Annotated in this window: 13 protein-coding genes; 7 read left to right on the top strand and 6 right to left on the bottom strand. The window is 42.5% G+C overall.

Features of this window, described 5'->3' with window-relative positions:
* Positions 1 to 497 (top strand): triose-phosphate isomerase (gene tpiA / locus QZ158_RS01700; protein ID WP_293873810.1); only part of this gene is annotated, 497 nt, incomplete at its 5' end.
* Between the two features lie 232 nt (positions 498 to 729).
* Here the strand turns inward: tpiA and QZ158_RS01695 are convergent.
* Genes QZ158_RS01695 through QZ158_RS01680 form a run of 4 tightly spaced genes read right to left on the bottom strand, consistent with a single transcriptional unit; the run spans position 730 to position 5,237 of the window.
* Complete coding sequence (locus tag QZ158_RS01695; RefSeq protein ID WP_293873807.1) at positions 730 to 1,905, bottom strand: aminoacyltransferase; 1,176 nt, start codon at positions 1,903 to 1,905, stop codon at positions 730 to 732.
* 8 nt (positions 1,906 to 1,913) lie between these two features.
* On the bottom strand, positions 1,914 to 3,128 hold the full coding sequence (locus QZ158_RS01690; RefSeq protein ID WP_293873804.1) for an aminoacyltransferase: 1,215 nt from the start codon (positions 3,126 to 3,128) through the stop codon (positions 1,914 to 1,916).
* A complete protein-coding gene (yidA, locus tag QZ158_RS01685; RefSeq protein ID WP_293873801.1) occupies positions 3,128 to 3,937 on the bottom strand; it encodes a sugar-phosphatase in 810 nt (269 codons plus the stop codon). Before yidA ends, QZ158_RS01690 begins: the two co-directional genes overlap by 1 nt.
* Positions 3,927 to 5,237, bottom strand: a complete 1,311-nt coding sequence (locus tag QZ158_RS01680; protein ID WP_233331314.1) for an HD domain-containing protein — start codon at positions 5,235 to 5,237, stop codon at positions 3,927 to 3,929. Before QZ158_RS01680 ends, yidA begins: the two co-directional genes overlap by 11 nt.
* A gap of 110 nt (positions 5,238 to 5,347) precedes the next feature.
* Here QZ158_RS01680 and QZ158_RS01675 point away from each other — a divergent pair, with 110 nt between their 5' ends.
* The 3 genes from QZ158_RS01675 to QZ158_RS01665 all read left to right on the top strand — a co-directional run bounded on the left by QZ158_RS01675 (position 5,348) and on the right by QZ158_RS01665 (position 9,402).
* Positions 5,348 to 5,731, top strand: coding sequence for a DUF1934 domain-containing protein (locus QZ158_RS01675; RefSeq protein WP_293873791.1), 384 nt, complete (start codon positions 5,348 to 5,350; stop codon positions 5,729 to 5,731).
* 194 nt (positions 5,732 to 5,925) lie between these two features.
* On the top strand, positions 5,926 to 8,610 hold the full coding sequence (locus QZ158_RS01670; RefSeq protein ID WP_293873788.1) for a cation-translocating P-type ATPase: 2,685 nt from the start codon (positions 5,926 to 5,928) through the stop codon (positions 8,608 to 8,610).
* Between the two features lie 123 nt (positions 8,611 to 8,733).
* The gene (locus tag QZ158_RS01665) at positions 8,734 to 9,402 is read left to right on the top strand and encodes an MIP/aquaporin family protein (protein WP_293873785.1); all 669 of its coding nucleotides are present in this window, start codon (positions 8,734 to 8,736) and stop codon (positions 9,400 to 9,402) included.
* 56 nt (positions 9,403 to 9,458) lie between these two features.
* On the opposite strand, the gene QZ158_RS01660 is transcribed toward QZ158_RS01665, so the two are convergent.
* Positions 9,459 to 10,316 (bottom strand): metallophosphoesterase, encoded by an 858-nt coding sequence (locus QZ158_RS01660; RefSeq protein WP_293873782.1) that lies wholly within the window; start codon positions 10,314 to 10,316, stop codon positions 9,459 to 9,461.
* A gap of 197 nt (positions 10,317 to 10,513) precedes the next feature.
* Here QZ158_RS01660 and prfB point away from each other — a divergent pair.
* The 3 genes from prfB to ftsX all read left to right on the top strand — a co-directional run bounded on the left by prfB (position 10,514) and on the right by ftsX (position 13,263).
* A protein-coding gene (gene prfB / locus QZ158_RS01655) for a peptide chain release factor 2 (RefSeq protein ID WP_293873780.1) occupies positions 10,514 to 11,609 on the top strand; the annotation gives its coding sequence in 2 pieces (ribosomal slippage) (positions 10,514 to 10,585 and positions 10,587 to 11,609; 1,095 coding nt in all).
* A gap of 42 nt (positions 11,610 to 11,651) precedes the next feature.
* A complete protein-coding gene (gene ftsE / locus QZ158_RS01650) occupies positions 11,652 to 12,344 on the top strand; it encodes a cell division ATP-binding protein FtsE (RefSeq protein WP_293873777.1) in 693 nt (230 codons plus the stop codon).
* A complete protein-coding gene (gene ftsX, locus QZ158_RS01645) occupies positions 12,337 to 13,263 on the top strand; it encodes a permease-like cell division protein FtsX (protein WP_195348348.1) in 927 nt (308 codons plus the stop codon). The genes ftsE and ftsX overlap by 8 nt, the downstream gene beginning before the upstream one ends.
* 38 nt (positions 13,264 to 13,301) lie before the next feature.
* Here ftsX and QZ158_RS01640 read toward each other — a convergent pair whose 3' ends face one another.
* Positions 13,302 to 13,943 (bottom strand): MBL fold metallo-hydrolase, encoded by a 642-nt coding sequence (locus QZ158_RS01640; protein WP_293873769.1) that lies wholly within the window; start codon positions 13,941 to 13,943, stop codon positions 13,302 to 13,304.
* Positions 13,944 to 13,949 lie beyond the last annotated feature (6 nt).

Here is a 13,949-nt window from a genome sequence, read left to right as displayed (position 1 = left end):
GTACGGACTACGTGGTAATCGGTCACTCAGAACGTCGTGACTACTTCCACGAAACAGACGAAGACATCAACAAAAAAGCAAAAGCTATCTTTGCTAATGGTTTGCTTCCAATCATCTGTTGTGGTGAAAGTCTTGAAACTTACGAAGCAGGTAAAGCGGCTGAATTCGTAGGTGCTCAAGTATCTGCTGCTTTGGCTGGTTTGACTTCTGATCAAGTTGCTGCATCAGTTATCGCTTACGAGCCAATCTGGGCGATCGGTACTGGTAAATCAGCTTCACAAGACGACGCACAAAAAATGTGTAAAGTTGTTCGTGACGTTGTAGCTGCTGACTTCGGTCAAGAAGTAGCTGACAAAGTACGTGTTCAATACGGTGGTTCAGTGAAACCTGAAAACGTTGCTGAATACATGGCTTGTCCAGACGTTGATGGAGCTCTTGTTGGTGGTGCATCACTTGATCCAGAAAGCTTCTTGGCATTGTTGAACTTCGTAAACTAATCGAACAAGAAAAAGAGAGTGGGACAGAAATCGGTAATTCGTTAGAATTCGATTTCGTCGTCCCACCTCCGCACAGTTGAGTAGGGCTGTAAAAGCTGATGAAATCAGCGTAGTAGAGCCCACTCAACCACTGCGTCTTGCTCGACAATCCAAAAACAATTGAGAGGCTAGGACTTTTGTCCCAGCCTCTTTTCTTGTCTTAAAAAACCAGCTAGAAGGCTGGTTTTGTTTTTTATGAGCGTCCTAAGATTCGTTTGATCAAGGACAAGGCTTTGAATTTCAGAGGATTTGGGTAATAACGGAAGGTTCCCATCTTACGAACGATATAGCCGTTGAAGTTCTGCTTGAAACGAAGAACGCCGTCTGAGCCGTCGAAGACCCCTTGAATACCAAGGAAATTGTATAAGGTGATTCCTTTTTCTAATGCACGCTTCATGGCATGGTATTGAATCAGGAAGGCTGCAGAAAATTTTTGGTATTTGGTATACGAACCACCAAACAAATAGGTCACTTCTGATGGATTATAGATGATCAGGGCACAGGCCAAGGGCACTGTTTCAGCTGTTTCGTTAGCCAAGGTTTCCCGGACAATTGTCTTTTGTTTCTCTAATTTTTGCAGCTGTTGCTCATATTGTTTGGATGAAGGATTGAGCAAGGAAATCTTCTGGTCTAAATAAGCGAGTGCATCAGCTGTATTGATTTCAGCAATGAGAAATTCTGCCTTGTCTCCAAAGGTATCATAGAGATCGTAGTAGTAGTCCAGGCTCTTGTCTTCAAAGCCTTGACGTTTTCCAGTTTCCTCAATAATTTGTTTAAACTGAGGGATTTCCTCTCTCCTAATATTTCGAATGGAAATATCATAGTTGAGAGCAGTCGTAATATTCCGACTACAGTTCTTGTTGAAGGATTTTAGGAGAGATTTGGCATCAAAATCGGTGAGGTCCTTCAGATAATGCCAAACAGGCTCTCCTCCAGGATAGCCCACTTGTAAGCCATCAAATTGATAGCCAAGATCCAGTAATGATTGGAGAAGCTGTTTTTGCTCTTCTTTAGTCGGATTGCCATTGCTATCGAAAACTTGATAGTGGCCATAGGGTTTTAAAATGAATTCGATGCCACCATTTTCTTTTACATAAGCCTGTACTGCTTTGTAAAAATCTGGTAGGTAGCGAGTATCCGTAACGATTGGCCCGCTATTGATTTCGTAATGCAGGCCTCCCGTCATAGGTAGGCTGTATAAAATGGCAGAGATAGCTAATGTTCCTTGCTCTTCCCATCCAATATAATGAATAGTTGCGCCTCTTTTATGAAGCAAATCAGCCATTTCAATACTCTGTAAAAAAGAGTGATTGGAAGTAGTAAGAGAGTGTTGGTAAAAATCTTCCCTACTAATAATCTTGAATGTCATGGGTCACCTTACTGTTTATTTCTTAGTTTTTTTCGTAATTGATAGGCCTTGTTAACAAGGGGATATAGCATGCTAGTTGGGAGGTTGAATTCGCCAACAAATTCTTCTATCATTGGATTAAATTTTGACTTGAAGTGGTAGAGTCCCCCATCTAACTGGTTCTCAACTCCTCCCATATTTTGCCAAGTAGCTCCACGGTCAAAGGCATGCTGGGCTGTTTCATACCAAGTCAAAATAGCTGGTTGATAGCGGCGGAAGTTCTCATCCATTCCTGCATAGACATTCTCTGAAGTGCCTCCAAATTCAAGAGTTAAGGTTCCAGAAAGAGAAACAATCTCTTGGCCTGCTTTTAGCTCTTGAAGGAGAAATTGGATTTCTTCTTCCAAGCGTTCTTTTTCTTGACGGTTATTATCGATCTTGCCTGGTTTTGTTTTTTCGTTAAAACGACTAGCTTCGGCTTGATTTTTTTCAAGCTGTTCTTTGAGTGAAGCAAGACGTTGAGCTAAGTTAATTCTTGAGAGAGTGATATAAGATTGTCCTGCATAGGTTGTTAGCAGTTTCTCATAATAGTCTCTTCCACGAAGATGGATGCCTTTTCGTGCTTCTGTCTTTTTCATCAGAGCTGCAAATTCGTCTAAGAGTTCAGTGCCTCCAAAGATGACTTCAACTCCTTTATTTCGAGCAGTCCGAATGGCTTGCTTGGTGGATTTGGACAGTTGGTCCTCAGTGAAGTATTCCTTATAGATATTGGCCTGGAAACGTGGTTGAATGGTTTCTCCCATGTCTTCTGTCCGTCCAACCCATTCGGCTCCACATTCTTTTAAGGATTGGATAATCGCTAAAGTAGCCTCTTGATCTTTTACTTCTTGGCCGATTAATCCTTTTCTTAGGAAAAGAGAGGGATCAAACTTGGCGAAGACAGCACGCTTGCTTTTAGCATATGTTTTGATGGATTGGAGCATGAAGGCTACTAATTCGCTGTTTTGGTAATCCATAATAGGTCCACGTGGGATATAGAGCATGGTAAAACCAAGTGGAAGTGGCTGGATTAAAATACTTGCGACAGCGACTAGTTTGTGATCTTGGTAAACGCCAAGGCGCTCATTGCCCCAGTTGTCTTTGATCTTTGCCCAATCGGAGCTCTGAAGCAAATTGGTTTGGGGGCTAGTTTTAACGAATTCATCATGTTCCTCGGCAGTAATGCCGATTTTGTAAGTATACATTAATGGAGTACCCACTTTCTAAGGGCGTAAGCAACACCCGACTCATCGTTGGATCGCGTAACAACTTTCGCAATCTTTTTTAATTCAGGACTAGCATTGTCCATCGCGACTGGGAGACCAGCAACCTCTAGCATGGCCTGATCGTTTTCTTGATCGCCGACCGCCATCACCTGGTCTGGACTTAGGTTTAACTTGGACGCTAAGTGTAAGAGGGCCTGACCCTTATCAACTGTTTTAGGCAAAATCTCAAGGTAAAAAGGTGCAGAACGAACAATCGTAAAACGGTCGTAAAAACTATCTGGAATAGAGGAGATGATTCTTTCTAAGACTTCCGGTTCATCGACATACATACATTTGAGCACTGTATGATGCTCCATTTCTTTAGGAGTGCGGTAGAAAAGATCCGAGTGGACCAGTTTGGCTTCATGGACAGTGTAGGTACCAATGTTACGATTAGCTGTATAAATGCCAGACTTGGTACTAGCGTGCATAGGAACCGCTAATTTGCGAGCTAGCGCTTCAATATCTAAATAGTCATTGTAGGAGAGGTGTTCTTCATAGAGCGTTTCGCCAGTATGGGCGTCTTGAATCAGTCCTCCATTGAAGGTGATGACCAGGTCACCTGGTTGATCCAAATGAAGTTCTTCTAACAATCGAAGGACACCAGAACGAGGACGACCAGTTGCTAAGACAACATGGACCCCTTGAGCTTTGGCATCTTGGATGGCTTGAAAAACTTCGGGGGTTATTTGGCCGTCAGATGTTAAAAGAGTCCCATCGATATCAAGTGCAACAAGTTTAATGTTCATCTTTTTCTCCTGTGAAGGTATCGTTAACAATATAGGACTGGAATAATTGTAGTTGAGGTGTAAATAAGCTATTTTCAAGCAACATTTCTTTTGGGAAATAGAAGCGGTTATCCCCTTGTCTGCTACCGGCTAAGGAAGCAACGATAGGAGAGAGAAGGGATAGTTCAGCTAAATTTCCATCCTTCTGAATGATCTCAATTTGAGTACGAGGTTTTTCTGAATCTGGTCGGTAAACGTCGTAAGGAAGGTCAAAGTTTCGATGAATAGCCGTATAATAGGTTGGATCAAAACCGACCTCTTGAATCAGTTGTTTGAGAGCAGCTAATTGTTCTTCATCCTTATCTTGAAAGAGAATGGATTTGAAAACCTTGCGATTGATAAAACGTTGGGCCAAATCAGAGAGTACGGAGTCAGGACTCTCCATCCAAGATTGAAAGTAGGTATTCATAACGCCGTCGTCCAAAGCCAAGTAATCGGCCAGGCTAACTTGATGCTCAAAAAAAGGAATCAGTCGAGGAGAAGTCGCTTGAAAGAACTCTTTATGCGCAAGGTAGAGATGACGTGCCCGCTTGAGCAGGTTCTGCAATAGGACTTCCATTGCTCTGGTGGCTGGATGAAAGTAGACCTGCATATACATTTGATAGCGAGAAACAACATAATCTTCAACCGCATGCATCCCATTGACCTGAAAAGCAATTCCGTTTTCTACTGGGCGAATGACACGCAATATACGAGTTAAATCGAAATTTCCGTAAGAAGCCCCAGTGAAGTAGGCGTCTCTTAGAAGGTAATCCATGCGATCGACATCAATCTGACTAGAGATTAACTGCACTACCTGTTTATTAGGGTAGGTGTGGTCGATAACACTGGCTACCTTTTGAGGAAAATCAGGTGCTACTTGAATTAATATCTGGTAGATTTCTGTTTCAGGACAGGTAATAATTTCCTGGGTCATTTTTTCATGATCTGTATCAAATAGCCCTTCAAAGGTATGCGAATAAGCACCGTGTCCGATATCATGGAGCAAGGCGGCAACCATGGTGAGAAGGGATTCGCTTGAGTCCCATTGGTCGGTGTATTTCTCATCAAAGATTGATAGGATGCGCCGAGCAATTTCATAGGCTCCTAGACAGTGCGAAAAACGACTATGCTCGCCCCCATGAAAGGTAAACCCAGAGGTTCCTAACTGTTTGATGCGACGTAGTCGTTGAAATTCTTTTGTATTAATGAGCTTGTAAATGACTGGGTGATCCACGTGAATATAGTTGTGCACAGGATCCCGAAATACTTTTTCATTCATGCCTCTATTATAGCAGAAAACGGCCTAAATTGGTATCGAGAGATGGTTGCAATAGCAAAAAGAAAGAAGTTTTTGGTAAAATAAAGGAAAGAGGGAAAGGATGGGAACTTTTGAAGATTAGAATACAAAATCAGATTCAATTTGATGATCAAGTGGAAGTGATGGACCAATATTACGAAGGGGAATGGAAGGAAAAAGGCGGCTATTACTATCTGCTTTACGTAAACGAAGAAGGAGAAAAAGTCGCTTTGAAATTTCATGATCAAGAATTGACCATGACTCGCTTTTCAACGCCAAAATCCATCATGAAATTTATAGCTTCAGAGAAAGGTCATGCGCTCATTCCAACTCCCCTAGGCATGCAGCAGTTTGTGATTGATACTCAGGAATATAGATTGGAGCAAAATAAGCTTGGTTTGTCTTATCAGTTGTTAACGGCAGACGGAAGTCAACAGTTTGCTACCTATCGCTTAGAATTGACATGGGAAGACTAGTTTATCAGTAGTTTTTCTTGATTTTTTTACGAGTTGTGGTATAATGAAACCACTCAAGGGAGTAGCTGGCGGATTTCCCGCGATAGTGTCGTCATTCCGAATTATTTCCGGCACTATATTAAACAGCGAGACTTGTTTTTTTAAAAAACAGGTCTCTTTTTTTGTAAAAAGAGGCCAAAAAGGAGGAGACTGTTTTGTCAAAAGAACAAAATAAAGATTTGTTTTACACGCAATCTTCTGAGGAAGTCCTAAAGAACTTGGACTCATCTGTCGAAGGTTTGTCAACCGCCCAGGCTCAAGAACGCTTAGCGACTTATGGTCGTAATGAGTTGGAAGAGGGCGAAAAACGTAGCCTACTAGCTAAATTCCTTGATCAATTTAAGGATTTGATGATTATCATCTTGCTTGCGGCAGCGGCACTTTCTGTGATTACAGAAGGAATGGACGGTCTAACGGATGCCATTATCATCTTGGCCGTTGTTGTCTTGAATGCTGCCTTTGGTGTTTACCAAGAAGGGCAAGCTGAAGCAGCCATTGAAGCGCTGAAAAATATGTCTAGCCCGATGGCCCGTGTTCGTCGTGACGGTCATGTCATTGAGATTGACTCAAAAGAATTGGTGCCTGGGGACATCGTCTTGCTAGAAGCAGGGGATGTCGTGCCTGCTGATATGCGCTTGTTTGAAGCAGCTTCCCTTAAAATCGAAGAAGCAGCTCTTACAGGGGAATCTGTCCCAGTTGAAAAAGATGTGACTGGACTTGTTGAAGCAGATGCTGGAATCGGGGACCGCGTTAATATGGGTTACCAAAACTCAAACGTAACTTACGGTCGTGGTATTGGTGTCGTGACCAACACTGGTATGTATACAGAAGTTGGTAAGATTGCAGATATGTTGGCTAATGCCGATGAGACTGAAACACCATTGAAGCAAAGCTTGGAACAATTATCTAAAGCCTTGACTTACTTAATCGTTGTAATTGCGGTCATTACTTTCTTAGTTGGTGTCTTCGTTCGTGGAGAGCATCCATTAGAAGGCTTGATGGTTGCGGTAGCCCTTGCGGTGGCGGCGATTCCAGAAGGACTTCCTGCCATTGTAACTATCGTTCTATCTTTAGGAACAACTACTCTTGCTAAACGCAATTCAATCGTTCGTAAATTACCAGCGGTTGAAACTCTTGGTTCAACAGAAATCATCGCATCTGATAAAACAGGTACTTTGACCATGAACCAAATGACGGTTGAAAAAGTCTATACCAACGGTCAATTGCAAAGTTCGGCAGCTGAAATTGCTGCTAGCAACAATACCCTTCGTATCATGAACTTTGCCAATGATACCAAGGTGGACCCATCTGGCAAATTGATTGGGGATCCAACTGAGACAGCTCTTGTACAGTTTGGCTTGGACCACAATTTTGACGTTCGTGAAGTCTTGAAGGATGAGCCTCGTGTGGCTGAATTGCCATTTGACTCTGATCGTAAACTCATGTCTACCATCCACAAGGAAGCAGATGGTTCTTACTTTATCGCTGTGAAGGGTGCCCCTGACCAATTGCTCAAGCGTGTGACACGTATTGAAGTCAATGGAGAAGTTCGCCCTATCACAGAAGAAGACAAGAAAGCTATCCTTGCAATCAACAAAGACTTGGCCAAACAAGCCCTTCGTGTCTTGATGATGGCTTATAAGACAAGCAAGGAAATCCCAACCTTGGAATCTGAAATTGTTGAATCTGACCTCATCTTCTCAGGTTTGGTCGGCATGATTGACCCTGAGCGTCCAGAAGCTGCAGAAGCTGTACGTGTCGCTAAAGAAGCAGGTATCCGTCCAATCATGATTACGGGTGACCACCAAGATACAGCAGAAGCTATTGCCAAACGTCTTGGAATCATCGATCCAAATGATACAGAAGACCATGTCTTCACGGGTGCTGAGTTGAATGAACTCACTGATGAAGAATTCCAAAAAGTCTTCAAGCAATACTCTGTATACGCACGTGTATCACCTGAACACAAGGTTCGGATCGTGAAAGCATGGCAAAATGAAGGTAAAGTTGTTGCCATGACTGGTGACGGGGTTAACGATGCTCCATCGCTTAAAACAGCTGATATCGGTATCGGTATGGGGATTACAGGTACAGAGGTTTCTAAGGGTGCTTCTGACATGGTCCTTGCCGATGATAACTTCGCCACTATTATCGTAGCGGTAGAAGAAGGACGTAAGGTCTTCTCCAATATCCAAAAATCTATCCAATACCTCTTGTCTGCCAATATGGCTGAAGTATTCACCATCTTCTTTGCAACCCTCTTTGGTTGGGATGTGTTGCAACCAGTACATCTTCTCTGGATCAACTTGGTAACCGATACGCTTCCAGCCATCGCTCTTGGTGTGGAACCAGCTGAGCCAGGTGTCATGACCCACAAACCTCGTGGACGTAAGTCTAACTTCTTTGACGGTGGGGTCTTCGGAGCGATCCTCTATCAAGGAATCTTCCAAACTATGCTGGTTCTTGGTGTTTACGGTTGGGCTTTGATTTTTCCTGAACACTCTACCCGAGCAGAAATCCATGCAGATGCTTTGACCATGGCCTTTGCGACTCTTGGATTGATCCAATTACTCCATGCCTTTAACGTCAAGTCTGTTTACCAATCTATCTTTAAAGTGGGACTCTTCAAGAACAAGACCTTGAACTGGTCCATCCCAGTTGCCTTTATTCTCTTAATGGCGACGATTATGGTACCTGGATTCAATAAACTCTTCCACGTGTCTCATTTGAGCTTGACGCAATGGTTAGTTGTTGCTGTAGGTGCCCTTATGATTGTTGTTTTGGTTGAGATTGTCAAAGCCGTTCAACGTGCACTTGGTAAGGATAAAAACGCCATTTAAACGCGTATCAAAAGTCATCTTCGGATGGCTTTTTTGTGTGCAGAGATGTCTGGGCATATTTCTTGAGGCAAGACTGGATTTTTGATAAACTAGACAACAGTTTGAAGAAAGGAAACTTATATTATGAAAAAGTTTTTTGCTGAAGTAATCGGCACATTTATGCTTGTCTTTATCGGGACTGGCGCAGTTGTTTTTGGAAATGGGACAGAAGGTCTTGGGCATTTAGGAATTGCCTTGGCATTTGGTTTGTCCATTGTTGCAGCTGCATACTCTATTGGGACTGTTTCTGGTGCTCACTTGAATCCTGCTGTTTCGATTGCTATGTTTGTCAACAAACGCTTGTCTTCAAAAGACTTAGTCAACTACATTGTAGCGCAAGTAGTAGGAGCTTTCCTTGCAACTGCTTCTGTCTTCTTCCTTTTGTCCAATTCCGGTATGTCAACCACTAGTCTTGGTGAAAATGCCTTGGCTAAAGGAGTAACTCCATTTGGCGGTTTCTTGTTTGAAGTGATTGCATCCTTTATCTTTATCTTGGTCATCATGACAGTGACATCAGCTTCTAAAGGAAACGGGAAGATTGCTGGTCTTGTCATCGGTTTGAGCTTGACCTTGATCATTCTTGTGGGTTTGAACATTACAGGTCTTTCTGTTAACCCGGCTCGTAGCTTGGCTCCTGCACTCTTTGTAGGTGGTGCAGCCCTCCAACAAATTTGGATCTTTATCCTTGCTCCAATCGTTGGTGGAGTCTTGGCAGCGCTTGTTGCAAAGAATCTCCTTGAAACTGAAGCTTAAGCTATTTTAACGAAAAAAAGATTTCGATTCCCTATGGGGTCGAAATCTTTTTCTTTTTAGCAGTCAAGGATGGTTAAAGCCTGACGAAATTCGCTTGCTAACTGTTGTCTTTTGTATTGATGAAATTCAGGTAAGTCTTTCACAGCGTTGTAGCGTTTATGAAGACGATACATGTGAGGGATCTTGTACTGTGGATAGACTTTGAAAAAGTCTTCTGTCAGTTGCCATTCTCGAATATAGCCAAGAGGCCGCATGTGATAATGGACGTTATCGATGGCTCTGGAAGGATGGCGATGATGCAAGTGTCCGAAGACGACATCCGCTACCTCGTGCTTTACAAAGAGATCGTGAAAAGCTTGACTACCTAAGAAGGCGTTGAATTTCTGAAAGTAGGGGTGACTAACGAGGAAGTCCTTGTGGGGGACAAAGTGAAGAGCGACGATGATTCTACCATCTAAAGAAGCGAGGACCTGATCCAATCGGAAGAGAACTTCTTGGGTGATGGTTGGATCATCTAAAGGACGTTCCAATCTTCGATCAAACCAGAAAGTATTCTTGGTACGTAGATGGGCCTCCTTGCTCTTTTCAGGAACAAAGCTATAATCGTACCATCCAGCAAGAGATACTAAATGGTTATCCCCAAAGGTTTGGACCTGAAAATCGTACTGTTTGATTTCTTCTTCTGAAAGAAATAGCATATCGTGATTGCCCAGGTTAAAGGAGACAGGAAGCTGTCTTTGGAGGTCCTGAATGAAGGGAAGGCTTATCTGTTTAAAGTCATTAGAGATGTCTCCAGCTAGATGAAGGTGGTCAATTTGTTCTTCTTGTAGGACCTGCAGGAGTTGCATGCGTTCGGCCTCGCCCAACTGATTGGAATCCAGGTGCAGGTCACTCATAAAACCAATACGTGTCATATCACTAGTGTATCATAAGTTGATGAGAAAGAGAAAGGTAACCAACATGTAACAAATCTAACAATTATGTAACAAGGGAGGTGACAACGAACTGATTTTATGCGATTTTTGTAGGGTAAACCATTCTTACTATCTCTTACTATGTGCAAATGACGGGGTTTGTGGTATAATAGACTGATACTTAGAAAGAGGTACTTATGGATATTTCAGAAATCCGTCAGAAAATTGACGCGAATCGTGAAAAATTAGCTTCTTTCAGGGGGTCTCTTTGACTTAGAGGGTCTGGAAGAAGAAATTGCCATTTTGGAAAACAAAATGACAGAACCTGATTTTTGGGATGATAATATTGCGGCGCAAAAAACGTCCCAGGAATTAAATGAGTTGAAACAAACCTATGAGAATTTCCATCAAATGACAGACTTGTTTGATGAATCCGAAATCCTTCTTGAGTTTCTCTCAGAAGATGAATCCGTTCACGAAGAGCTAGAAGAGAAGTTGATAGAGTTGGATAAGATGATGACCAGTTATGAGATGATGCTTCTCTTATCAGAACCCTATGATAATAATAATGCAATCTTGGAAATCCATCCGGGATCTGGTGGTACTGAGGCTCAGGACTGGGGAGATATGCTTCTTCGGATGTATACCCGCTTCGGAAATGCTCATGGTTTCAAGGTGGAAGTTTTGGACTACCAGGCAGGAGACGAGGCTGGGATTAAATCCGTTACCTTGTCTTTCGAAGGACCGCATGCCTATGGCTTGTTGAAATCTGAAATGGGCGTTCACCGTTTGGTACGGATCTCGCCATTCGACTCAGCTAAACGTCGCCATACATCCTTCACATCAGTTGAAGTCATGCCAGAATTGGATGATACCATTGAAGTTGAAGTCCGAGATGATGATATCAAGATGGATACCTTCCGTTCGGGTGGAGCTGGTGGACAAAATGTCAATAAGGTTTCTACAGGTGTTCGTTTGACTCACATCCCAACAGGGATTGTAGTTGCTTCGACTGTTGACCGGACTCAGTACGGAAACCGTGACCGTGCAATGAAAATGTTGCAGGCGAAACTTTATCAATTGGAGCAAGAAAAGAAGGCAGCTGAAGTGGATTCCTTAAAGGGTGATAAAAAAGAAATCACCTGGGGAAGTCAGATTCGCTCCTACGTCTTTACACCATATACCATGGTGAAGGATCACCGTACAAGCTATGAAGTAGCCCAAGTTGATAAAGTAATGGACGGAGATATTGATGGCTTTATTGATGCCTATTTAAAATGGCGTCTCAATTAAAGTCCTCCTTCTATATAAAATGTGGAAAGGAATTTTCAATACATGTCAATGATTGAAATGAAAGATGTTGTCAAAAAGTATGACAACGGAACGACAGCTCTTCGAGGAGTGACCGTTCATATTGAACCAGGAGAATTTGCCTATATTGTAGGACCTTCTGGTGCAGGTAAATCAACCTTTATTCGCTTGCTTTACCGTGAGGTGAAGCATGATAAAGGTAGCTTGAAAGTTGCTGGTTTTGATTTAGATAAAATCAAAAAACGCGATATTCCGATGTTGCGTCGGAACGTTGGGGTAGTCTTCCAAGATTACAAATTGCTTCCTAAAAAGACCGTTTATGAAAATATTGCCTACGCAATGGAAGTAATCGGAGAGCGTCGTCGCAACATTAAAAAACGCGTAATGGAAGTTTTAGACCTTGTTGGTTTGAAACACAAGGTTCGTTCATTCCCAAATGAGCTTTCAGGTGGTGAGCAACAACGGATCGCTATCGCGCGTTCCATCGTCAACAATCCTAAAGTATTGATTGCGGACGAACCAACAGGGAACTTGGACCCAGATAACTCTTGGGAAATTATGAACCTCTTAGAGCGAATTAATTTGCAAGGTACCACTGTTTTGATGGCGACTCATAATAGCCAAATTGTAAATACACTTCGTCACCGTGTTATCGCCATTGAAAATGGCCGTGTTGTACGGGATGAAGCGGAAGGAGAGTACGGATACGATGATTAGAAGATTTTTCCGCCATCTCATTGAATCATTTAAAAGTTTAAAACGGAATGGCTGGATGACCATTGCTGCGGTTAGTTCGGTGATGATTACACTTGGACTTGTAGCGATTTTTGCCTCAGTTATTGCGAATACGATCAAGCTATCAGATGATATTCAAAATAGTGTACGGATTGTTGTCTATATGCGCAAGGATATCCAAGATCAAAGCCAGCAGATCGAAAAAGAAGGCCAGATGGTTGATAATGAGGACTACAAGAAAGTCTATAATGCGTTGACAGCCATGAAGAATGTTGATAAAGTTGAGTTCTCTAGCAAGGAAGAACAATATGAAAACTTGATCAAGACTGCTGGTAACAACTGGAAAATTTTTGACGGGGATGCCAATCCACTCTATGATGCCTATTTTGTAGAGACAACGGCTCCTAAGTACGTAAAAGAAGTTTCTAAAGCCGCTAAGAAGATCGAAGGGGTATCTGAAGTAAAAGATGGGGGAGTTGATACTCAACGCCTCTTTGCTCTCGGAAACTTCATCCGTATTTGGGGCTTGATTGGTGCTGGTTTACTAATCTTTATCGCGGTCTTCTTGATTTCTAATACGATTCGGATTACCATTATTTCACGAAGTCGAGAAATCAAGATTATGCGTCTGGTTGGTGCTAAGAGTGGCTATATTCGTGCTCCATTCCTTTTGGAAGGTGCCTGGATTGGCTTGATTGGTGCAATTCCACCAGCTCTCTTGCTTTATTATGTCTATAATATTGTCTACAAGTCTATGTACAATACTCTACAAGATCAGAAATTGTTCTTATATAGTCCAAACCTTCTTGTTCCGATTATGGTCGGAGGACTGTTTGGTCTCGGTATTTTAATTGGAGCACTTGGCTCATCTATTTCAATGAGACGTTTCTTGAAGATTTAAGATTATACAAAAAAGGAAGTTCAAAAGAACTTCCTTTTTTATCGATTTCGAAAGAAGGGATTAAACATTTTTTCATGACCGATAGTGGTATCATTCCCATGTCCTGGGTATACTGCGTAAGAGGATGGAAGAGTGAGCAACTGTATCTCAATACTTTCAAGGAGTTGGGGACCACTTCCTGTCGGCAAATCGGTCCGTCCAATGGTTTCTCGGAAAAGGGCATCTCCTGTCAAGACAAGGTGGTCATCAGGAAAGACCAAAGAGACCCCTCCGATGGAATGTCCAGGTGTGTGAAGGACATAAAAATGGAAGTCCTTCAAATGATAAGCTGTTTGATAGTCAAAATGCTCTTCGGCTGGCTGGCAGACCACATCCATTAAATCAGAATGACGGTCTAAACCGGAAAGATTGTCCACAGGACTTTGAAGCCAGGCTGCTTCATGAGCATCTACATAAACAGGTGGATGGCCATAAGTTTCCCGCACCCTTTCTAAGCTCATGATATGGTCGTAGTGGGTATGGGTGAGGAGAATAGCAGCAATTGGTTTTGCGAGTTGATCGATGCGGCTACGAATTTGTTCCCAAGCACTCCCGGGATCAACGACCAAAAGATAGTCCTCGTTTTCAAGCAAGTAGGTGTTTTCATAAGCGATGGGATTGACAATGCGGTGGATTTTCATAAGAGC

It is taken from the genome of Streptococcus sp. A12, from assembly GCF_905372335.1.
Taxonomy (GTDB): Bacteria; Bacillota; Bacilli; order Lactobacillales; family Streptococcaceae; genus Streptococcus.
Note: the sequence above shows the minus strand (reverse complement) of the source record. Positions and strands in the feature narration are given on the sequence as shown.

Coding starts and splice junctions, on each gene's coding strand:
- QZ158_RS01695 (WP_293873807.1), bottom strand. CDS start 1,905: ATGACATTCAAGATTATTAGTAGGGAAGATTTTTACCAACACTCTCTT.
- QZ158_RS01690 (WP_293873804.1), bottom strand. CDS start 3,128: ATGTATACTTACAAAATCGGCATTACTGCCGAGGAACATGATGAATTC.
- yidA (WP_293873801.1), bottom strand. CDS start 3,937: ATGAACATTAAACTTGTTGCACTTGATATCGATGGGACTCTTTTAACA.
- QZ158_RS01680 (WP_233331314.1), bottom strand. CDS start 5,237: ATGAATGAAAAAGTATTTCGGGATCCTGTGCACAACTATATTCACGTG.
- QZ158_RS01665 (WP_293873785.1), top strand. CDS start 8,734: ATGAAAAAGTTTTTTGCTGAAGTAATCGGCACATTTATGCTTGTCTTT.
- QZ158_RS01660 (WP_293873782.1), bottom strand. CDS start 10,316: ATGACACGTATTGGTTTTATGAGTGACCTGCACCTGGATTCCAATCAG.
- ftsE (WP_293873777.1), top strand. CDS start 11,652: ATGTCAATGATTGAAATGAAAGATGTTGTCAAAAAGTATGACAACGGA.
- ftsX (WP_195348348.1), top strand. CDS start 12,337: ATGATTAGAAGATTTTTCCGCCATCTCATTGAATCATTTAAAAGTTTA.
- QZ158_RS01640 (WP_293873769.1), bottom strand. CDS start 13,943: ATGAAAATCCACCGCATTGTCAATCCCATCGCTTATGAAAACACCTAC.